Genomic DNA, 21,071 nt, shown 5'->3' on the forward strand with positions numbered 1-21,071 from the left:
GTTCGTTCCCAAGGAGTTGTGAGCCATGGCTCGCCGTAGCAAGACCCCGGTGACCCGGGTCGACCCGAGCGCGTTCGACTCGCCGGGCGCACAGGTTTTCGACAACCCGCTGAAGACGGAGATCGAAGACTCGTACCTGGAGTACGCGTACTCGGTGATCCACTCGCGCGCCCTCCCGGACGCACGGGACGGCCTGAAGCCGGTGCACCGCCGGATCCTGTTCTCGATGAACGAGAACGGCTACCGCCCGACGCACGCGTACGTGAAGTCGTCGCGCGTGGTCGGCGATGTCATGGGCAAGTACCATCCGCACGGCGACGTGGCGATTTACGACGCGATGGTCCGGCTGGCGCAGGACTTCTCGATGAACGCCCCGCTGATCGACGGACACGGAAACTTCGGCAGCCCGGACGACGGACCGGCAGCGAGCCGGTACTGCCTGACCGGCGACACCCGGATCCGCCTCGCCGACGGCTCCAGCCCGCGCATCGCCGACGTGGTGAACCTGCCCGCCGATTCCGAGGCCGACGCCGACTTCGAGGTGCTCGACAAGGACGGCAAGGCGGTCCAGGTCGACAAGGTCTTCAACTCCGGGGTGCACCCGACCGTCCAGATCACGACCAAGTCCGGCTTTTCCCTCCGCGGCAGCGAAAACCACCCGGTGCTGTGCCTGGAAGCGCCGATGGGCGTGCCGATGTTCCAATGGCGGCAACTCGACGAGGTCAAACCGGGAACCGTCGTCTGCCTCGCCCGCAACGCATGGACGCAGGTGGTCCCGACCTCACACGAGTACAACCTCGGCATCCTTGCCGGGGCTTGGGTGTCCGGAGGCTTCGCGAGCGAGAACCGCGCCGGGTTCAACAACACCGACGAGCATTTCTTCGGCGAGGTCCTGCACGCTTACGACCAGGTGGTCGGTGGCAAGCGCTACGTGTCGGAACGCACGACGCGACGAGACCGCGAACGGATCCGCGAACTCGACATCCAGGACTGTTCCGGAGCGATGGACGCCTTCCGGGCCAGCCCGCTGGCCGAGTTCATCGGCCACCAGGCCGAGGACAAGGTCGTCCCCGAGTTCGTCTGGAACGCCGGCCCCGGCGTGAAACGCGCGTTCCTGATGGCCGCGTTCGAGGGAGACGGCGGTTGCCGCGTCGCCGTTGACGGCTTCACTGTCCAGTACTCAAGCTACAGCCCGCGGCTCGCCGCTCAGCTTCAGGAAATGCTCGCCGAGTTCGGCGTCATCGCCACCCACCGGCAGTACCCGCGGCCCAACGGTTCGATCGAGCACCGCCTGGTGGTGTCCGGGCTGCGCAACGTCCGCGCGTTCGCTGAACGTGTCGGCTTCCTCAAATCGAAGCAGGCGAAGGTGCGGCAGCTCCTGCAGCAGTCTGTAGTGCGGCCGCACCGGCTCAGCTCGGACAAGGTGCCGTTCGTGGCCGACTATGTGCGCGGCGCACTCGACTTCGATCGTCGTGGCAGCGACCGGAAATGGCTCACCCAGCACAACTTCGACCAGATCGAACGGTGGGAAACCGAGCGGCTCCGGATCATCGACCGGATCAAGGACACCGAGATCCTCGCGACGATCCTGCCGATCATGGATTCTGGCTACCGGTTCGAAGAGGTCGTCGACGCCACTGCCGCGGAACCCGCTGAGGTCTACTCGGTGCGGGTGACTACCGAGGACCACTCATTCCTGGCCGGCGGTTTCGTCAATCACAACACCGAAGCCCGGATGTCGAACGAAGCGATGCTGCTCGTCGGCGAACTCGGCGAGGACACCGTCGACTTCCGGCCGAACTACGACGGTTCGCTCGAAGAGCCATCGGTGCTGCCAGCCGCGTACCCGAACCTGCTGGTCAACGGCACGTCCGGGATCGCGGTCGGCATGGCGACCAACATGATCCCGCACAACCTCGGCGAAGTCATCGGCGCCGCGCGGTGGCTGATCAACCATCCGAACGCCACGCTCGACAAGCTGATGGAGTACGTCCCCGGCCCCGACCTGCCCACCGGTGGCAGCCTGCTGGGACTGGACGAGGTCCGCAAGGCCTACGAAACCGGCCGCGGCGTGGTCCGGATGCGCGCGAATGTCGAGACCGGCCCGCTGGAGGGCAGCCGCGGCAGGCAGGCCATCACGGTCACCGAGCTGCCGTACGGCGTCGGCCCGGAGAAGGTGATCGAGAAGATCACCGACGAGGTCAACAAGTCCAAGCGGCTCACCGGAATCGCGGACGTCAAGGACCTCACCGACCGCGAGAACGGCACCCGGCTCGTCATCGAGTGCAAGGTGGGCGTCAACCCGCAGGCGCTGCTGGCGGATCTGTACCGCCTCACGCCGCTGGAGCAGTCGTTCGGCATCAACAACCTGGTGCTCGTCGACGGACAGCCGCGGACGCTCGGCCTGAAGGCGCTGCTGGAAGTGTTCCTGAAGCACCGCTACGAGGTCGTCACGCGGCGCACGCGCTACCGCCGCCGCAAGCGCGAAGAGCGCCTGCACCTGGTCGACGGTCTGCTGGTCGCGCTGCTGAACATCGACAAGGTCATCCGGCTGATCCGCGAGAGCGAAAACGCGGCCGCCGCGAAGGACGGCCTGATGACGAAGTTCAAGCTGTCCGAGATCCAGGCGACCTACATCCTGGACACTCCGCTGCGCCGCCTCACGAAGTACGACCGACTGGAACTGGAAAACGAGCAGGACAAGCTGCGTGCGGAAATCGCCGAGCTGACCACGATCCTCGAGGACGAGACGGTCCTGAAGAAGCTCGTGTCGACGGAACTGGCGAAGATCGCCAAGGACTTCCCCACCGAACGCCGCACCCGCCTCATCGACGGCGACTTGAAGGAAGTCCTGGCCGCGTCGAAGCCTTCCGGCCCGCTGGAAGTCGCGGACGACCCGTGCCAGGTGATCCTGTCGGCCACCGGTCTGGTCGCCCGCACCGCAGCGGAATCCGAAGAGGCGTCGGAAGTCCGCCGCCGAAACGGCCGCGTAAAACACGATGCCGTGTCAGCCGTCGTACACACCACCGCGCGCGGCCAGGTGCTGCTGGTAACCAGCCGAGGCCGCGCGTTCAAGACAGACGTGCTGCCTCTGCCAGTGCTCCCGGAACAAGCAGGCACTGTCTCCTTGCGCGGCGGCATGGCAGCAAAAGAGCTGGTACCGCTGGAAAAGGGGGAACGCGTCGTAGGCATCGCCCCGCTGGGCGAACAAGCAGGCAACTCGCCAGGCTTGGCCATCGGCACACGCGGCGGCGTAGTGAAGGTGTGCGCCCCCGACTGGCCAGTGCGCTCGGACGAGTTCGAAGTCATCAGCCTCAAGGCCGGCGACGAGGTCGTCGGCGCGACCTGGCTGACCGACGGGAACGAAACCCTGGCGTTCATCTCGTCGGACTCGTCCCTGCTGCGCTTCGCCGCAAGCCTGATCCGCCCCCAAGGCGCCAAGAGCGGTGGCATGGCAGGCGTGAAACTGTCCGCGAACGCCACCGCGGTCTTCTTCGGCGCCATCCGCACCGACGACGAAGAACACGGCGAACCGATGGTCGTGACCGCAACGGGCCAGAGCGTCAAGGTCACGCCCTTCAGCGAATACCCGGCCAAAGGCCGAGCCACCGGCGGCGTGCGAACCCACCGCTTCCTCAAGGGCGAGACCGAAGTCCAGGTCGCCTGGGTAGGCCCCCGCCCAGCAGGCGCGAGCCGCACCGGCGACCCCGTGGAACTCCCGGAAATCGACCTCCGCCGAGACGGCTCAGGCCACGCCCACCCAGGCCCAGAAGTAGTAGGCCACCTCATCGAACGCGGCTAGCACAGCCCCGCCGTCCGTGAGGGGAACCCTGAGGAACTCTGATTCCCTCAGGGTTCCCCTCACGCACCCAGCCGCCGCACCCGGCCCGGCCCAATGCGGTATTGGGGCGCGCCAGACGCACCGAACGCCCACTGAGCACTAGTGCGCGGGATGCCCCGCCGACGAGCCAGCACCCAACTCACCTCGGCAAGCACCGCCGCAGACCGCGCTATCGATTCGAGAACCTCGCTGGGCCCACCACCGACCGCACCGACGCACCCCACCGCCCAGCCGCACCGAGGCACCGAGGCACCGAGGCACCGAGGCACCGAGGCACCGAGGCACCGAGGCACCGACGCACCCCACCACCGACGCACCCACACCACCGACGCACCCACACCACCGACGCACCCACACCACCGACGCACCCACACCACCGACGCACCCACACCACCCCCAACCCCGATACGAAGCCAAAAACACGGCGCGGGGGTGCTTGTCAAGGCATCTTTCCCGCCTTGACAAGCACCCCCGCGCCGTAGTCACACTCAACTTCGGGGTGCCCCACGCAACCACCACCCCCGAAGGGGGCGTCAGCCCTCTTCGGAAAACCGGCCAGCCACCGAAGAAGAAACCAGGCCAGCCACCGAAGCAGCACCCATCACCGATCCGACCGCAACGACGCCGGATCAAACCCCTCCCACTCCTCCGCAGCAGCGGAATCCACAGTGGACTCAACAGAAACAGGAGCGGGAGCAGGAAACCGCCTCTCCCCCAGCCTCTCCCCCCGCAACCGCTGAAACTCCTCCACCGTCATCCCAGGGTCGTCATCCGAAGAACGAGCCGGAGCCGCCCGCCCAGACAACGCCTCCACCAGCAATCCAGCCTCCTCCCCCAGCAGCAACCCCACCCGGTTGTAACAATCCTGCTCAGCCTCAGCCATCGCCACCCGCACGGCCTCAAGCACCAAAGCCGAAACCCGGGACGGATCCGCCGATACCAGCGAAGGCGCGAGCCACAACCGCTTCAACGCCCCCAACGCATCCACCGTCACCTCAACCGACCCGTCCAAGGCATGAGCCGACCCCCGCGCCTCCGCCATCAACGAGGCGACCTGGCCCACCGCGGCCTCGCGAGACCGAGCCAGTTCGATAAGCTCCCGAGTCTTCACAACACCACCGGCTCTTCGTCGTAAAAATCGGGATCATCCTCAGTCAACGCCGCATACCCCAGCGCAGCCACGGCCTCCGCCCCCAAAACCGGCGACAAGACCTGATGCATCCGATCCCCGGCCCGCCGCTCAGCCCGCCGCGACAACTCCAAGATCTGCGAAGCCACCGCCTCCGACCCACCACGCAACGCAGCCCGCGTCAACGTCAACCCAGTCAGCAATCCCCCAGGCGCGACCTCGACGGAAACCCCGCCAGCAGCAGCCTTCCCGACCACCGGCCCAGCCCGCTCGAACCGGGCGGCAGCCGCCTCCCCGGTCCGGGAGGCCTCCTCCATCACCCGCGCCACGGCGCGATCCAGATCGAATTCAGCCACCACTCACCCCGTAGGCCGGTAAAACCCGATGAACTGCTGTCCGGCGTTGGTCGTCCGGATCTTGCTGATCTGCACCGGATCCCCGGCCTCGACCATCTGCCCGTCGCCGATCACCATCGCGACGTGCCCGGACCACACCACCAGATCCCCGGGCAGCAACTGGTCAAGTGAAGGCACCTCGGCCCCGACAGTCTGCTGCTTGGCCGTCCGCGGCAACTGCAGCCCAGCGTCCTGGTAGGACGTCATGGTCAGCCCGCTGCAGTCGAGCCCCTGCCCGCGCGCGGTCCCGCCCCACACGTACGGCACGCCCAGCTGAGACAACGCCGCCCGAACCGCTTTGGCCGCGGTTTCGTTCGGTGCCATCACGGTTTTCCCGCCCGGCAGGTTGATCCCGACCCCGCTGCCCGGCTGCGGCGGAACGGCCACCGGCAATCGCGGCTTCCCGGCATACCCGCCGCCTCCACCGCCGCCGCTCTCGCCGCCCCCGCCACCACCGTGGCTGGCGTGTGCGCCGTTGTTGTTGAACGCCTGCGGCACCGACGTTGTCGCGCTGCTCGCGGAGGTCGATTCCGACCCGCCGAGCCGCTGTCCCAGCCCGGTCAGCTTCCCGAGCGTCTCCTCGGTGAACGTGGCCGCCTGCCCGGTCAGCTGCCCGATCTTCGTCTGCAGCTGCACCAGAATCTGCCGCGCCGCGGCCGCCCGGCTCTCCGGCGGCTGAATCCCGTTGACCGCGGCCAGCGCCTTCATCGAAGACGCGATCTCCCGCAGGATCTGGTCCCGCACCTGGTCATTGCGGATCTCGCCGACGTGCAGCGTCTCCGCCGCGTCCGCGACCGCCCGCTCGATTTCCGCGCTCTCGTCGAGAAGGTCCTGGACTTCCTTCTCCAGATCCTTCGACGTCTGGACCGCGCGCTCCGAGGTCGCCCCGGAGCTGGCCTGCGCCAGATTCACCCGCTGAGTGCCCGCGTGCTGATTGGCGTGGCCGACGGACGTCTGCAGCGCGACATGCCCGTCGCGCGCGCCGTTGATCGCCGACGGATCGTGCTTCAGCTTCGCGGCGAACTGATTGGTGGTGTCCAGCCCGTTGCGGACCAGATGGTCGACCGGGGCGTTCACGAAAGCCTGCGCATCGCGTCGCCGTGTTCCTGCTCCACTGCGGCGTAGTTGCCCTGCGTGCGCCGAGCGGCCTCGCCGACGTCGTGCCAGCCGCCGCCGAGGGCGTGCATCCGTTCCTGCAACGCCCGCATGCGCGCGCCGTACGCGCCGGCGAACCCGGATTCGTCCCCGATCGCGGAGAACCCGTCGCCGGACAGCGTCACATGCGGGCCGAGGTGCGCTTTCGCCGCGGAACGCACCTCGTCGCCGAGTGGGTCGACCTGCTTCGCGTAGTTCTCGTACGCGCCGTCGTCGACATGAAAACCGGACACAACCCGCCCCTCCCCTGAACCCTGCGGCCCAGGTTAGCGGACGGGTTGTGCCCGGACAGGCGAATTGACCGGATCAGGTCAGCCGCCCAAGATCTTCGCCAGCCAGTCGCCCTGCGCCGGAACGGCCTTGCCGTCGACCGCGACCGTCGGGGTGCCGAAGCCGACCTGGCCGTTGCCGAAGTCCTGCTGCAGTTTCGGGTCGTTCTGGACCTGCTGGAACGCCGTCTGCAGCTGCTGGTCGTAGGTGCCGGCGTTGACCGTCTGCGCGAACTTCGGGTCGCTGATCCCGAGGTCCTGGCCGAGCTTGATCAGCTGGGCCTTGTCGTACCCGCGGCCGCCTTCCTGCGGCTGGTTCTTGAACAGCGCGTCGTGGAACGCGGTGAACTTCTGCTGGTCGGCGGCGGCGAGCGCGGCATTCGCCGAATCGAGCGAGTAACCCGGCGGGTCCGAGTTCTTGTTGAGCAGGATCACCATGTGGTAGCGCACAGTGAGCTGGCCGTCGTTGATCGCCTTCTCCATCCGCGGCCCGAAGTCCTGCTGCAGTTTGGCGCAGTACGGGCACAGGAAGTCGGCGTAGAGGTCGATGGTCTTCGACGCGCCCGGTTTGCCGACCGACACGACGGCCCCGTCGCGCTTCTCGACCACGCCCGGCCCGAGCGACGAGGTCGTGCCCGGCTGGATCGCGCTGTCCTGTGTGGCGTTCTTGCTTGAGTTGATCCAGAGCACGCCGCCGATCACGAGCGCGGCGACCACCACGACGGCGACCACCACCGCGATGATCTTGTTCCGGTCGCTCTTCGAGCCCCGCGCCTGGGCGACCGACCTCGCGGCCGCCGCCTGCTGACGGCTTTTCCGCGCGTTGCGCGCAGCTCCACCCACTGTTCCTAATTCCCTTCCGCGATGCTCTTGGGGTAGTCGTCCGGGTCCTCGCCGGAGTTCCCGGCGTTCCTGCCGTTGCCCCAGCCGAGCCAGCCGTCGACCGAAAACCAGGTGCGCGGCCGGGCGAGCAGCCACACCGCGAGCAGGGCGAAGCCGGTGTCGCGCAGGATCTCCTGCGGGTACTCGGTCTGCCCGGCGGCCACGCGCCCGCCGCCGCCGAAGCAGCCGCAGTCGATGCTCAGCCCGCGCGCCCACGACTGCGCGATGCCCGCGACGAGCACGGCCAGCAGCAGGAGCGACACGCCCGCGACCCAGCGCGTGGCCAGCCCGGCGAGCAGCAGCAGCCCAAGCACCAGCTCCAGCAGCGGCAGCCCGGTGGCGACCGGGCGCACCAGTGCGTGCGGGAGCACGTCGTAGGCCTGCACGGCGATGTACGTCTGCCCCGGATCGGCGATCTTCAGGCCGCCGGACACGAGCCACACGGCAGCCAGCCCGAGCCGGGCCAGCGTGCCGATGGTGTCAAGTACAGGTTGGGGCAGTCGGCGCACGCGCTTAGGCTAGCCGTCTGACCTGAGAACTATGTGAGCAGCCAACCGGCGGAGCGGAGGCACCGATGCGGTTACGCGCAGTGCTCGCTGCCGTGTTTCTGCTGGTCAGCTGCGTCTCTTGCGGAGCTTCGGAGGTATCGAAGGACGATCCGCTTCCCACCCGGGCGCGTGAGGGCGACCACCTGACCATCGGAATCCGGTTCGACGCGCCGGGACTTTCGCAGCGGACCGTCGACGGCAGGCTCGCCGGTTTCGACGTCGATGTCGCTACTTTCGTCGCACGCGAACTGGGGGTCGAACCGGACCGCATCACCTGGCACGAGACCACCCCGGCCCGCCGGGAGACGGACCTCACCTCGGGTGCGGTCGACCTGGTCGTGGCCACCTATTCGATCACCGGCAAGCGGAAACAGCAGGTGGGCTTCGCCGGCCCGTACTTCGTCACCGGCCAGGACCTGCTGGTGCGGCTCACTTCGCCGGACATCACCGGCCCGGAAAGCCTCAACGGCAAGCGGCTCTGCTCGGTCACCGGCTCGACGCCCGCGCAGATGGTGAAGGACAAGTTCGCGCAGCTGGTGAAGCTGGTCGAGTACCCGCGGTATCCGGACTGCGTGACGGCGCTGCTGGCCAACCAGGTCGACGCGGTCACCACGGACGCGGTGATCCTCGCCGGGTACGCCGCGCAGAATCCGGAGCTGCTGAAGGTGGTCGGCCGCCCGTTTTCCACTGAGCGGTACGGCATCGGCCTGCGCAAGGGCGATACCGAGGGCCAGCACGCGGTCGACGACGCCATCCGGAAGATGGTGTCGACCGGGGCCTGGCGGAAGTCGCTGGAGACGAACATCGGGCCTTCGAACTACCCGTTGCCGAATCCACCGGAGATCACCGAGCAGTGACCGACCTAGCCTCGCTGCCGGACCTGCCCGTCCGCGCGGTGCTGCCGTCCGTGCTGAGCGCGCTGGACGACCACGGCACCGCAGTACTCGTCGCCCCGCCCGGCACCGGCAAGACCACGCTCGTGCCGCTCGCGCTGAACCGCGGCGAAGGACGCGTCGTGGTCGCCGAGCCGCGTCGGCTGGCTGCGCGGGCCGCAGCCGGGCGGATGGCCGCGCTGCTGGGCGAAACGGTCGGCGAGACGGTCGGGTACGCGGTGCGCGGCGACCGGAAGGTGTCGTCGCGCACGCGAATCGAGGTGGTCACGTCGGGGCTGCTGGTGCGGCGAGTGCAGCACGATCCCGAACTGGCCGGGGTGTCGACGGTCCTGCTGGACGAATGCCACGAACGCCACCTCGACGCCGATCTGCTGCTCGCGTTGCTCCTCGACGTCCGCGCCGGACTGCGAGACGACCTGCGGCTGCTCGCGACCTCGGCAACGGTCGCGGCTGGACGGCTGGCCGAACTGCTCGGCGACGCCCCGGTGATCACCGCACACGCGCGCACATATCCGGTTGAGCTGAGCTACCGCGCTCCGGCTCGCGGGGAACGCCCAGAAGCCACAGTCGCTTCGGCGATTCGGAAAGCCCTCTCCGAAGGAGACGGTGATGTGCTCGCGTTCCTCCCGGGTGCCGGGGAAATCGCGCGTACGTCGGCGTTGCTGAGTTCGCTGGACGCAGACGTGCTTCCGCTGCACGGACGGCTTTCCGCTGCCCGGCAAGACGAAGCATTGCGGCCACGCGACCGGCGCCGGGTAGTTCTGGCGACCGCCGTCGCCGAATCGAGCCTGACCGTTCCCGGCGTCCGCACAGTCGTGGACTCGGGTCTCGCACGCGTCCCTCGCGTGGACCACCGACGTGGTCTCGCCGGGCTCGCCACGGTGCGAGTTTCGGCTGCGGTGGCGGAACAACGCGCTGGTCGCGCAGGTCGCGAAGCGCCTGGCCGGGCGTACCGATGCTGGCCGGAGCACGAGCAAGCGACGCTGCCCGCGTATCCGGAGCCGGAAATCCGCACCGCCGAGCTGGCGCGGTTCGCGTTGGAACTCGCCTGCTGGTCCACTCCCGACGGAACGGGCCTCGCCTGGTGGGATCCGCCCGGTGAAGGTGCGCTCGCCGCCGCGCGAAGCCTGCTCGTCACGCTCGGCGCGACCACGTCAGACGGTGCTGTCACGCCGCGCGGACAGAAGATGGCCGACCTCGGTCTGCATCCCCGGCTGGCGCGTGCGTTGCTGGACGGCGCTGAGGCGGTCGGTGCTCGGGCAGCGGCGGAAGTGGTCGCGCTGCTCGATACCGGAGCGACGCTGACCGATGTCGAAGCCGAACTGCGACGGCTCCGTTCCGCGCACGACGACGCGGCCCGCCGGTGGCAGCGGGACGCGAAACGGCTGGCCGCGCTGGTCAATTCGCCAGCTTCCGCAGCCCCGGACGCCGCGTTGGTCGTCGCCCTGGCCCACCCGGAACGCTTGGCGCGGCGGCGCCCGGGATCGGCCCCGGTGTATCTGATGGCCAGCGGCACTGCGGCCGAACTGCCCAGCGGCAGCGGCTTGGGCGACGCCGAATGGCTGGCTGTCGCCGAAGCCACCCGCGACCCGGGCCGGGTGCACGGCACCATCCGTCTCGCCGCGACCGCCGACCAGGCATTGGCTATCCGGGCCGCACCGGCCCTGGTGTCCGAAGTGGACGAAGTGCATTGGGACGGCGATGTCGTCGCTAGGCGCGTCCGCCGGCTGGGCGCGATCGTGCTGTCGGAAAAGCCCTTACGCAACCCTGACCCGCAGCTTGTCCACGACGCAGTCGTGGCCGGACTCCGCGCCGAAGGCCTCGGTTTGCTGCGCTGGAGCCAAGACGGCACCCGGCTCCGCGAACGTCTGGCCTTCCTGCACCGCGTGCTGGGCGATCCGTGGCCTTCAATGGACGACAAGGCTCTGCTGTCCGATGTACACAGTTGGCTGGACCTGTCGAGGGTCCGCCGCCGAGCCGATCTGGCCAACGTCGACGCCGGAACCGCCCTGCGCGGTCTCCTCCCCTGGCCCGAAGCCGCGCGGCTCGACGAACTCGCCCCGGACCGGCTTGCAGTCCCGTCCGGTTCGCACTACCGGGTGGACTACCGCGGCGACCAGCCGGTGCTCGCGGTGAAGCTGCAGGAGACGTTCGGCTGGACCGAGACGCCGTCGCTCGCCGACGGCCGCGTGCCGGTGGTGCTGCACCTGCTCTCGCCCGCCGGTCGCCCGGCCGCGGTCACCGCCGATCTCGAATCCTTCTGGCGTACCGGATACGCCGCCGTCCGCGCCGATCTCCGGGGCCGCTATCCGAAACATCCGTGGCCGGAGGACCCCGCGACCGCCAAGCCGACCCGGCACACCACCCGCCGGTCGTGAGTGGCGAGCACGGTGAGAACCGTGCTCGCCACTCACGACCCCACCCAAAGTCAGGGTCGGTCCAGGACGGTCGGCCGATGTCCGCGCACCCCGCGCGGGCGCAGACTTCGCCCTATGATCACGTTTCGCGCATTGACGAAGCGCTACGGCCAGAAAACCGTGGTCAACGGCCTCACCTCGGTCATCGAGACGGGCACGGTGACCGGGTTCCTCGGCCCGAACGGCGCGGGCAAGTCCACCACCATGCGGATGACCGTCGGACTAGACCGGCCAGACTCCGGCGACGCGCTGATCCGCGGCAGACCGTATGCCGAACTACGGTTTCCGCTGCGGGAAGTCGGTGCGCTGCTGGATGCGAAAGCCGTGCATCCCGGCCGCAGCGCGGGCAAACACCTGCTCGCGATGGCGCGCAGCAACGGAATCGCCGCGAGCCGCGTCGAGGAAGTGCTCGCGGCGGTCGGGCTGAGCGACGTCGCGGGCAAGCGCGCCGGGACGTTCTCGCTCGGCATGAGCCAGCGGCTCGGCATCGCCGGCGCCCTGCTCGGCGACCCCGGCGTGCTGATGTTCGACGAGCCGGTCAACGGTCTCGACCCGGACGGCGTCCGCTGGGTGCGGCAGCTGATGCGTTCGCTCGCCGCCGAAGGTCGCACGGTGTTCGTGTCCAGCCATCTGATGAGCGAAATGCAGCTGACCGCGGACCGGCTGCTGGTCATCGGCAAGGGATCGATTCTCGCCGACGCGGCGATCGGCGACTTCATCGCGGGCAACTCGAACCGGTCGGTCGCGGTCCTCGTGCCGGATCCGGCTGGGCGCGCGAAACTCGCGGACTGGCTTCAGGGGAACGGCCGGTCGGTGCTGACCGGGGAGAGCGGCGAACTGCTCGTCGACGAGGCGACCGCGGCCGAGATCGGGGACCTGGCTTACGAACTGGGCGTCCGGTTGCACGGACTTGCCGAGCGGACCGCTTCGCTGGAGCAGGCGTATATGGAACTGACCGCCGGATCGGTGGAATACGGGGTTACGGCATGACGAAGCTGGCGATTTCGGCGGAGTGGACCAAGTTCTGGTCGGTGCGGGCGACGTGGTGGTCGTTGATCGGCGGAGTGCTGCTGATGGCGTTCTACTCCGTCGTCAGCGGGATCTCCCAGCACGCGGGCAGCGATCGGGCGCAATCCGCGCACGGCATTGTCAACGGCGGGGCGATCTATCTGGTCGAGTTCTGCGTGCTCGCGGTCGCGACGTTGTTCGTGACCAGCGAGTACACCAGCGGGTCGATTCGCTCGACGCTGCAATGGGTTCCGGTGCGGGCCCGGGTCACCGCCGCCAAGGCCGCGGTGCTGGTGCCGGTGCTGTTCGGCTACGGCGTGGTCGTCGCCGTGCTGGGCATGGCGGTCGCCTCGGTGCTGATGCGTGGGGCTGGGGGTTCCACGTCACTGTCGCAGGGGGCGGTCACCGCGCTGGGCATGGGCGCGTATTTCGCGCTGCTCGGCGTGCTGTGCCTGGGGATTTCGTTCGTGCTGCGCAGCGCGGCGGGCACGTTGGTGGTGGTGATCGTGCTGCTGCTGCCGTTGCCGATGCTGATGTCGTCGTACGTGTTCCCCGCGGCGATGGACTACTTCCCGGCCTTCGCGGGCATGAACGCGATGGTGCCGCCTGGCGACGTGAACCCGCTGCTGGGCAGCGTGCCGCCCTACGGGCCTTGGGCCGGCGTGCTGGTCTGCCTCGCCTGGGCGGCCGCCGGGATCGGTGCCGGGACCGCACTGCTGAACCGCCGCGACGCCTGATCAGGCGTGCGGCAGCCCCAATCCGGCGAGCACGGCACGGGCTCCGGCAACCAGTTCGGCTTCGGTCGGCGGGGTGAGGGAGCCCGTGCCTGCTAGCGCGTCAAAGATCGATCCGTCGAGCCAGCCGATCAGCACGCGGGTGTGCTCCTCCGGAGTCGGAGAACCAGCCGCGGCAAGCACTTCCGCGCACCGGCGGCGCAATTCCAGTCCGCCGGCGTCGTATCGGGCCCGCAACTCCGGCCGCCGGGTCGATTCAAGCGCGAATTCGTAGCGCGCGAGCATTCTGGTGCGACCAGCGGTGATCGAGCGGTGGACCGTCGCGCCCAGGAACTCCGCGAGTTTTCCTTCCGGCGGGACGATTTCGGCCTGGTCCAGCGCGACCATCCGGTCCGCGGCCAGTTCCAGCAGCGCGACGCGGGTGCGTGCGTAGTACGACGTCGAGCCCGCGGGAAGCCCGGCCGCTCGATCGACGGCGCGGTGAGTCAGCCCGCGCATTCCCTCGGCCGCGATGACCTCGATGGCTGCGTCGCCGATCACAGCTGTTCGTTCCACTTCCGGCACACTACAGGTGTAGAGTCCTCTACAGACGTAGAGGAGGTCGGCATGGCTTCGCGAAGCGCGGTCGTGGTCGGGGGCGGCATCGGCGGACTGGCGGCGGCGATCGGGTTGCGCCGGGTCGGGTGGGAGGCCACGGTGCTCGAACGGGCACCGGAGCTGACCGCCATCGGCGCGGGAATCTCGTTGTGGCCCAACGCGCAGCGGGCGCTGGCCGAACTGCGCGTCGAGCCGCGGATCTCCGCCCAGCGAGGGGGTGGCCTGGTCGACTGGCGCGGACGTCGGCTGGCCAGTTGGGACGCGGACCTCTTCGTGCGCAGTCACGGGCTGCCGCTCGGCGCGATCCACCGGGCGAGTCTGATCGAAACGCTGCGTTCAGCACTGCCGGACGAATGTCTCAAGACCGGGGTCGAGGTGACGAGCGTCGAGCAGAACGGCGTGGTGCACCACGGTTCCGGCTCGATCGAGGCGGACCTGATCGTGGCGGCCGACGGAATCAGCAGCCCGATCCGGCAGGCGCTCTTCCCGGCCGCGCGCGTGGAGTACAGCGGCGGCGCGGCGTTCCGCGGGATCGCCAAGCTGCCGCTGAAACCCGCCCTGAGCACGACCTGGGCGGCCGGAATCGAAATCGGCGTCCTGCCGTTGCTGGACGACGAGGTGTATTGGTGGGTCTCCGAAGCCCGCCCGGCCGGGATCCGGCACGACGACCACCGCGCCTACCTGAGCGGGAAGTACGGTCGCTGGCACGACCCGATTCCGCAGCTCATCGACGCCACCCCGGAAATCCTGCTGCACGACACGCAGCACCTGGCGACGCCGCTGCCCAGCTACACCCGTGGCCGCATCGCGCTCCTCGGGGACGCCGCGCACGCGATGCCGCCGTTCCTCGGACAAGGCGGCTGCCAGGCACTGGAGGACGCGGTGGTGCTGGCTTCGCACACCCAAGCGTCCACAGTGGACGAAGCACTCCGGCGGTATGACGCGGAACGCCGCCCGCGTACGCAAAAGGTCGCGAAGGCGTCGCTGCAGGCCGGTGCCAGCGGACCACTCCTCCGCAACCCGGCGGCAGTCGCGCTGCGAGCGGGTTTCACCCGGTTGCTCCCCGCGGCGGTCACCACCCGGGTCGGAGCCAGCATCAGCCGCTGGCAACCGCCGAAACTCACACCAGCCCAGCCTCGAAAGCCGTGATCGCGGCCTGCACCCGGTTCCGCACGTCCAACCGGGTCAGGATCGTGCTCACGTGCGCCTTCACCGTTCCCTCCACCACGAACATGCGCGCCGCGATGTCCGCGTTGGACAGTCCTTCGGCCAGCAGCACCAGCACCTCCCGCTCGCGGTTGGTCAAGACACTCACCCGCTCGCGCGCGGTCGCGGCCCGGCTGAACCGGTTGCCGGACAGTCGCGTGATCACCCGGTGCGCGACCTTCGGCGAAAGGAAGGCCGCGCCATCGGCGACCGCGTGCACCCCGGCGAGCAGTTCTCGCGGATCGCCCGCCTTGAGCAGGAATCCGCTCGCGCCAAGGCCGAGCGCACGTTCGATGTACTCGTCCTCGCCGAACGTCGTCAGCATGAGAACGCCGGTGTCCGGCAGCAGCTTGCGAATCTCCTCAGCCGCGGCGAGCCCGTCGAGACCGGGCATGCGGATGTCGAGCAGCGCGACGTCCGGCCGGTTCGCGCGCGCCAGTTCGACTGCCGCACGTCCGTCCCCGGCCTCGGCCACCACCTCGATTTCCTTGTCCGAGGCCAGAATCGCGGCCACGCCGGCGCGGATCATCGCTTCGTCGTCGGCCAGTAGTACGCGGATCACGGTTCGTCCTCACTGTAAAGATCCTTGCTCGCCACTCGATCGTCCACAAAGCACAGTCGATAGACGGCATAGTTGAAGTTGAGCCAGCTCCGGCCGGCTCCGTAGTACTCGCAGGTGCTCCGGTAAGGCTGCGGCGGCACGTTGATCGACGGCAGCGTGGTGCGCTGGCGACCGGGAAGCATCGGTTCGACGGCCGGGTGCGGCATGCCGATCTGGATCCGCGCGTACGAATCCGGCGGCAGCTCCGACGACGACCACTGCACCAGGAAGGCCACGCCCGCCCCGCCGATGACCACCCCGAACAGCGCCAGCGGCACCACGATCGCCTGCACCAGGCTCGACCGGACAGCTCGACGGGCGCGCTCCAGCTCGCGCGCGGCCTGCCCGATCCCGTCGTCCTGCTCCGGCGCGGGCGCCGAGTCGTGCGGCAGGCTGGCCGCCACCTCGAACCCGCCGTCCACCGGGCCCGCCGTCAAGCTCCCGCCGACCAGCCGCACCCGCTCGTGCAGGCCGATCAACCCCTGTTGCCCGGACCGGTTGGGCAACGGTCCGGCAGGCGGCGGCGCGTTCCGGACCCGGACGTCGGTCGACTCGTTGGTGCTGGTCACAACCACCGTCACGGCCGCGCCAGGCGCGTGCTTCGCCGCGTTCGTGAGCCCTTCCTGCACCACGCGGTAGACCGCCCGCGCGACCATCGGCGGCGCGCCGTCCAGATTGTCCAGTCGCGCGCCGATCTCGATCCCGGACGCCCGCGCACGGTCGATCAGTTCCCCCAGATCGCCCTGCACCGGCTCGACCGGCGCGGCGTCCTCGCGCAGCACGCCGATGATCTCGCGCAGCCGTTCCGTCGCCGTCGCCGCGCCCGCCCGGAGCTGTCCGGCAGCCTCCCGTTGCTCGTCGCCAAGCTCCCTGTCGACCTCCAAGGCCGCCGCGCGCACTGCGATCAGGCTCAGTTCGTGGCCGAGCGAATCGTGCATGTCGCTGGCGATCCGGGCCCGCTCGCGCAGCCGGGCTTCCTGCGCGACCAGCCGGTGCCTGCTCTCCATCTCCTCCGCGCGCCGCCACCCGTCCTGCGCGAGTTCGCGCCGCAGCCGCACGTGCCTGCCGAGCAGGCACGGCGCGACCCCGGCGAACGCGAGTGTGCCGAGCACCGCGCCCCACGCGTCGAATCCCGACTTCAGCAGGAAAGACAGCGGGATCCCGGCCACCGCGATGACGAAGAAGCAGATCATCGCCACCCGTGCCCTGGCCAGCCGCAGCCCGGCCAGGTACGAGATCACGACGATCAGGAAGAACTCCCACACCGCCACCCGGCCGCCCCAGCCGAACGCGATGACCAGCGCCGTCGTCATCGCCACTGCCAGCGCGAACGCCGGGTAGACGCGGGCGGTGGCCATCGCCAGGGTGACCGACACCAGGCCGTAGCCGAGTTCCCAGACATTCGGGGCGAGTGGTCCGTCGAACACGACGAACCCGCACAACGCGGCCCAGAGCAGCAGGTCGAACGCCACGCGCCACCGGACTCGCGTTGCCTCCTTCATTCCGGAGACGCTACAAGGACCGCCCGATTCGTCACCACTGCCGAAAGTCAAGGTCGAGATCGTGCGGCATGATGGGTCACCATGGCTGAACGCACACTGGCGCAGCAGCTCGGCGCTCCGCTGCCGGACGGCATCGAATCCCTGCCTGAGCAGCACAAACAGGATTTGTCCTCGGCGTTGCGGGACGCCCGGCACCGGCAAGCGCAGGCACTCGCCCGTGCGGGTGAGGAAAGCCTGAAGTACGTGCCCGCGCTGCTGCGCGGCGCGGTGCGGAAAGCGGTCGGCCTGTGAACCCGGAAATCCTGAAGCTCGCCCGGGTGCTCGACGTCGACCCCGCCCGGCTCGACTACCTCGCCGACGTCGAGCAGGGCGAGGTGCGGCTGCTGCGCGAGCAGATGACGACCACGCTGTTCGACGCGAACCTCGTCGTGCTGGAGCGGATGGCGCTGGCGAGCAAGCTGCTGCCGGCCGGAGTGACCGCGAAGATCGCGGAGAAGGTGTTCGGCCCGCTGCTGTGCGCGCGGATCGCCGGACTGGTCGACGTGTCGCGCGGCGTCGACGTCGCGAAACGGCTGTCGCCGAAGTTCCTCGCCTCGGTCGCGGCGGAGCTGGATCCGCGACGCGCGACGTCGATCATCACACGGATCCCAATGCAGACAGTCGCGGCGGTCGCCGAGGAACTGACCCGCCGCGAGGACTGGATCACGCTGGGCCGTTTTGTCGGCCATCTGCCGGACGAAACAGTCCGCCGCTGCATCGGCCTGCTGGACGACGCCGGTCTCCTGCACACCGCGTACGTGCTGGACGACCGGAGCCGGATCGACCACGTACTCGGCCTGCTCGGAGACGACCGCCTGCCCTCGCTGGTGCGCACCGCCGCCGCGGACGAGACGCTGTGGGCACCGGCGCTGGACGTGCTGGCCCAGATGAACGACGCCCGCCGAGCGACGGTGCGGCCGCTGCTCGACGAGCTTCCGGAAGAACTGCGAACCCGCGCGGAGGCGGCGCTCGCCTAGGCCACGATCAGGTAGATCCCGTATCCGATCACCGCGGTGCAGATCGCGAAGCACACCACCGCACCGGTCAGTTGAACCGTGCCGCTGCCGCCATTCGCCCGCGCCGTCACCCGCTCCGACAGCCCGCGCACCCCGTACGCGAACAGCCCGGTCAGCACGACGGCCGCCGCCAGCGCCACCACGAAAACGGTGCCGAGAGCACCCCAGTTGATCGCCATGTCGTGCTCCCTCAGACCGCGACCGGGGCGGCCTCGGCGGCCTCCGGCTCGTTGTTGACGGTGGCCGGTGTGACCGGGTTGCGCCGCGACGCGAGCCAGATGCCCAGCGCGAGCAGCACTCCGACGCCGCCGACGAGGACGGTTCCCCAGCTGCCGCGGGTGGAGACCGCGGCCGCGATGGCCCCGACGATCGCGGCGGCGGGCAGCGTGAGCGCCCAGGCGAGCACCATCTTGCCCGCCACGCCCCAGCGGACCTCGGCGAGTTTCCGGCCGAGCCCGGAGCCGATGATGCCGCCCGAGGTGACATGCGTGGTCGACAGCGCGAAGCCGAGGTGCGAGGAGGCCAGGATGACCGCCGCGGAACTCGTCTCGGCGGCGAACCCTTGCGGCGTCTGGATTTCGGTGAGCTTCTTGCCCATCGTCTGGATGATCCGCCAGCCGCCGAGGTAGGTGCCGAGCGCGATCGCCGCGCCGGAGGCGAGGATGACCCACACCGGCGGGTTCGACCCCGGCGCGAGCGAACCGCCCGCGATCAGCGCGAGCGTGATGACACCCATCGTCTTCTGCGCGTCGTTGGTGCCGTGCGCGAGCGAGACCAGGCTCGCCGAAAGCACCTGGCCGGTCTTGAAACCCTTGCCGACCACGTCTTGGCGCGCCTTGGCCGTGATCCGGTAGACGAGGAAGGTGCCAGCGATCGCGACGACGCCCGCCACCACCGGCGACGCGATCGCCGGAATCAGCACCTTTTCGACGACCTTCGCGAAGTGCACGGCGTCCGCGCCGGAGGCGATCCAGGTCGCCCCGATCAGCCCGCCGAACAAGGCGTGCGACGAACTCGAGGGCAGCCCGACCAGCCACGTCACGAGATTCCAGACGATGGCCCCGACCAGTCCGGCGAAAATCACTACCGGCGTAACCTTGGTGTCGTCGACGATGCCGCCGGAAATGGTTTTCGCGACCTCGATCGAAAGGAACGCGCCGACGAGATTCAGCACCGCCGAGATCGCGACCGCGACCCGGGGTTTCAGCGCACCGGTGGCGATAGAGGTGGCCATCGCGTTGGCCGTGTCGTGGAACCCGTTGGTGAAGTCGAAGGCCAGCGCCGCGACGATCACCACCAGGACGATGAGAGAAAAGTCCATGCCCGCTCTCCAGTCCGGAGTGTCCTGCGGGAGTGACGGTACCTACGTCGGCGGGGTCTCCAGATCCCTCAGTGAGTGGCCAGTAGTTGAACTCTGCATGAACGCGACCTTGCCGCTGCCGCTGGTTTTCCGCCGTTCACCCGCTGGTCCTTTTTCCTCGTCGCCCTGATGGTTCGATACCGCGCGCGGAGTCGGGCGCGGGGGCAGCAAATCCGCCCTCGCACCCTTCTGCCGGCCGCTCAGAAAGCAGACACTGGTGACATCTCCGGCAATGGGTTCTGCCCCAGATGCAGCGCCCCGTTCGCGGCGGATTCCCGGACCGCGGCGAAGCCATACCGGCGCATTTCCGCCTCGTATTCCCCGATCGCGTCCGGCGTGCCGCTGCTCAACGCGGCGGCGAGTGCGGCCCCGTCCCGCATCGCGGTGTTGGCACCGGCCCCGGCGGCCGGGCTCATCGCGTGGATCGCGTCGCCGACCAGGCACACCCGCGATGGCGCCCAGGGCCCGATCGGCACGCTGGTCCGGATCGAAACGAGGAAGGGCGAGTCCGGAAGCCAGCTTTCGACCATCCGGCGCACGCGCGGGTTCCAGCCGGCGACCCGGTCGAGCACGAGCTTGCGCATCTCTTCCCCGGACAGCGCGCGGAGTTCGTCGTCCGTCCGCCCGAAGATTTCCTGGCGCGCACCGAAAGCGCAGGTCATGTACGGCGCGTCGGGGCTGAGCCGAACCTGCGGCGCGAGCCGAGCGCAGGCGTCGGCGATCGGCTCCGGGTAGTCGACCGGCGCGAAGCCGATCATCTGCTTGTGCGGCCCGGAAACGATGCTGAACACGGCGAACATCTCCGGGTCGAACAGTTCCCGGGTCGCCTCGGTGAGCGGGATTTTCGCATACAGCTGACGCAATCCGGTGTCCACGACCCGCGCGTGCGGGAGATATTGCCGCCGCACCGGCGAATTCACCCCGTCCGCGCCGACGAGAACCGCGCCGCGCGCCTCGGTCCCGTCGGCGAAGTGCGCGACCACGCCGTTCTCGTGCTTTTCGTACCGGACGAACTCCTTGCCGAAGCGGACGTTGCCGAGGCCCTCGAACAGAATCTGCCGCAGCGTGAACCGGTTGACGTTACGCTGGGTCTCGCCGTCGTCGAGCACGAACTCGGTCCGTGGCGTCAGCTGGCTGTCGTAGATCGTGGTGGCGTTGCGCGGCTGGCCCGAGGTGGCCAGGAACAGCTCGTGCAGGTGCGGCGGCAGGACTTGCCGCAGCGCCTGGTCGCCGCGGGAATCGATGTGCAGCCGATAACCCTGCCGGCGCGCGTCCAGCGCGGAATCGCGTTCGTAGACCTCGCACGGGACCCCGGCTTTGCGCAGCCCTTGGGCGAGACACAGCCCGCCGAGCCCGGCCCCGATCACGAGCACAGTGTTATCCGCGTTGTTCACGTCATTCGCCATCAGCGAAGTCCCTTCCGTACCAACATTCTGGTTCGAGAGGGACGCACTGGGCTCGGCCCGCGTAAGCCGGGCG

19 protein-coding genes and 3 pseudogenes are annotated in these 21,071 nt (G+C 69.1%); 10 read left to right on the forward strand and 12 right to left on the reverse strand.

All coding sequences use genetic code 11. From position 1 onward, the window contains the following. Positions 1-25 precede the first annotated feature (25 nt). The 3 pseudogenes from BM362_RS50605 to BM362_RS50615 all read left to right on the forward strand — a co-directional run. A pseudogene (locus BM362_RS50605) lies at positions 26-436 on the forward strand (DNA gyrase subunit A); the annotation flags it as partial. Between the two features lie 3 nt (positions 437-439). Continuing rightward, positions 440-1,330 (forward strand): annotated as a pseudogene (locus BM362_RS50610) (LAGLIDADG family homing endonuclease); the annotation flags it as partial. A gap of 390 nt (positions 1,331-1,720) precedes the next feature. Beyond that, positions 1,721-3,802 (forward strand): annotated as a pseudogene (locus BM362_RS50615) (DNA gyrase subunit A); the annotation flags it as partial. Positions 3,803-4,442: 640 nt separating this feature from the next. On the opposite strand, the gene BM362_RS20285 reads toward BM362_RS50615, so the two are convergent. The 6 genes from BM362_RS20285 to BM362_RS20310 all read right to left on the reverse strand — a co-directional run bounded on the left by BM362_RS20285 (position 4,443) and on the right by BM362_RS20310 (position 8,147). After that, entirely contained in the window at positions 4,443-4,952 is a 510-nt protein-coding gene (locus tag BM362_RS20285; RefSeq protein ID WP_067592835.1) for a YbaB/EbfC family nucleoid-associated protein, read from the reverse strand. Then, on the reverse strand, positions 4,949-5,329 hold the full coding sequence (locus BM362_RS20290) for a hypothetical protein (RefSeq protein ID WP_093574182.1): 381 nt from the start codon (positions 5,327-5,329) through the stop codon (positions 4,949-4,951). The genes BM362_RS20285 and BM362_RS20290 overlap by 4 nt, the downstream gene beginning before the upstream one ends. Further along, entirely contained in the window at positions 5,330-6,442 is a 1,113-nt protein-coding gene (locus BM362_RS20295; protein ID WP_093574183.1) for a C40 family peptidase, read from the reverse strand. Then, entirely contained in the window at positions 6,439-6,753 is a 315-nt protein-coding gene (locus tag BM362_RS20300; RefSeq protein WP_067592841.1) for a hypothetical protein, read from the reverse strand. Before BM362_RS20300 ends, BM362_RS20295 begins: the two co-directional genes overlap by 4 nt. Before the next feature lie 78 nt (positions 6,754-6,831). Continuing rightward, complete coding sequence (locus tag BM362_RS20305) at positions 6,832-7,632, reverse strand: DsbA family protein (protein WP_067592844.1); 801 nt, start codon at positions 7,630-7,632, stop codon at positions 6,832-6,834. 5 nt (positions 7,633-7,637) lie between these two features. After that, a complete protein-coding gene (locus tag BM362_RS20310) occupies positions 7,638-8,147 on the reverse strand; it encodes a MauE/DoxX family redox-associated membrane protein (RefSeq protein WP_067593074.1) in 510 nt (169 codons plus the stop codon). Positions 8,148-8,245: 98 nt separating this feature from the next. Between BM362_RS20310 and BM362_RS20315 the strand changes: the two genes are divergently transcribed. The 4 genes from BM362_RS20315 (at position 8,246) to BM362_RS20330 (ending at position 13,274) form a co-directional block, all read left to right on the forward strand. Next, positions 8,246-9,076, forward strand: coding sequence for a glutamate ABC transporter substrate-binding protein (locus BM362_RS20315; protein ID WP_067592847.1), 831 nt, complete (start codon positions 8,246-8,248; stop codon positions 9,074-9,076). Continuing rightward, positions 9,073-11,490 (forward strand): ATP-dependent helicase HrpB, encoded by a 2,418-nt coding sequence (gene hrpB / locus BM362_RS20320; protein ID WP_167545372.1) that lies wholly within the window; start codon positions 9,073-9,075, stop codon positions 11,488-11,490. The genes BM362_RS20315 and hrpB overlap by 4 nt, the downstream gene beginning before the upstream one ends. A gap of 114 nt (positions 11,491-11,604) precedes the next feature. Then, complete coding sequence (locus tag BM362_RS20325; RefSeq protein WP_093574184.1) at positions 11,605-12,519, forward strand: ATP-binding cassette domain-containing protein; 915 nt, start codon at positions 11,605-11,607, stop codon at positions 12,517-12,519. Further along, positions 12,516-13,274 (forward strand): ABC transporter permease, encoded by a 759-nt coding sequence (locus BM362_RS20330; RefSeq protein WP_093574185.1) that lies wholly within the window; start codon positions 12,516-12,518, stop codon positions 13,272-13,274. The genes BM362_RS20325 and BM362_RS20330 overlap by 4 nt, the downstream gene beginning before the upstream one ends. Here BM362_RS20330 and BM362_RS20335 read toward each other — a convergent pair whose 3' ends face one another. After that, positions 13,275-13,826: a TetR/AcrR family transcriptional regulator gene (locus BM362_RS20335; RefSeq protein ID WP_093574234.1), complete on the reverse strand. Its 552-nt coding sequence runs from the start codon at positions 13,824-13,826 to the stop codon at positions 13,275-13,277. Between the two features lie 51 nt (positions 13,827-13,877). Here BM362_RS20335 and BM362_RS20340 point away from each other — a divergent pair, with 51 nt between their 5' ends. Then, positions 13,878-15,017, forward strand: a complete 1,140-nt coding sequence (locus BM362_RS20340) for an FAD-dependent monooxygenase (protein ID WP_093574186.1) — start codon at positions 13,878-13,880, stop codon at positions 15,015-15,017. Here the strand turns inward: BM362_RS20340 and BM362_RS20345 are convergent. Continuing rightward, entirely contained in the window at positions 14,989-15,636 is a 648-nt protein-coding gene (locus BM362_RS20345) for a response regulator (protein ID WP_093574187.1), read from the reverse strand. The two genes, BM362_RS20340 and BM362_RS20345, sit on opposite strands and share 29 nt — an antisense overlap. Next, positions 15,633-17,177, reverse strand: a complete 1,545-nt coding sequence (locus BM362_RS20350; protein ID WP_067592864.1) for a sensor histidine kinase — start codon at positions 17,175-17,177, stop codon at positions 15,633-15,635. Before BM362_RS20350 ends, BM362_RS20345 begins: the two co-directional genes overlap by 4 nt. A gap of 81 nt (positions 17,178-17,258) precedes the next feature. Between BM362_RS20350 and BM362_RS47535 the strand changes: the two genes are divergently transcribed. Then, positions 17,259-17,468, forward strand: coding sequence for a hypothetical protein (locus BM362_RS47535; protein ID WP_067592866.1), 210 nt, complete (start codon positions 17,259-17,261; stop codon positions 17,466-17,468). Further along, positions 17,465-18,193 (forward strand): hypothetical protein, encoded by a 729-nt coding sequence (locus BM362_RS20355; protein ID WP_093574188.1) that lies wholly within the window; start codon positions 17,465-17,467, stop codon positions 18,191-18,193. The genes BM362_RS47535 and BM362_RS20355 overlap by 4 nt, the downstream gene beginning before the upstream one ends. Here BM362_RS20355 and BM362_RS20360 read toward each other — a convergent pair. From BM362_RS20360 to BM362_RS20370, 3 genes are all read right to left on the reverse strand, one after another. After that, complete coding sequence (locus tag BM362_RS20360; RefSeq protein ID WP_093574189.1) at positions 18,190-18,411, reverse strand: hypothetical protein; 222 nt, start codon at positions 18,409-18,411, stop codon at positions 18,190-18,192. The two genes, BM362_RS20355 and BM362_RS20360, sit on opposite strands and share 4 nt — an antisense overlap. An 11-nt stretch (positions 18,412-18,422) precedes the next feature. After that, a complete protein-coding gene (locus BM362_RS20365) occupies positions 18,423-19,553 on the reverse strand; it encodes an inorganic phosphate transporter (protein WP_093574190.1) in 1,131 nt (376 codons plus the stop codon). A 239-nt stretch (positions 19,554-19,792) separates the two neighbouring features. Then, complete coding sequence (locus BM362_RS20370) at positions 19,793-20,998, reverse strand: FAD-dependent oxidoreductase (RefSeq protein WP_093574191.1); 1,206 nt, start codon at positions 20,996-20,998, stop codon at positions 19,793-19,795. Positions 20,999-21,071: the final 73 nt, after the last annotated feature.

The sequence above is a fragment of the Amycolatopsis rubida genome (assembly GCF_900115345.1).
Lineage (GTDB): Bacteria > Actinomycetota > Actinomycetes > Mycobacteriales > Pseudonocardiaceae > Amycolatopsis > Amycolatopsis rubida.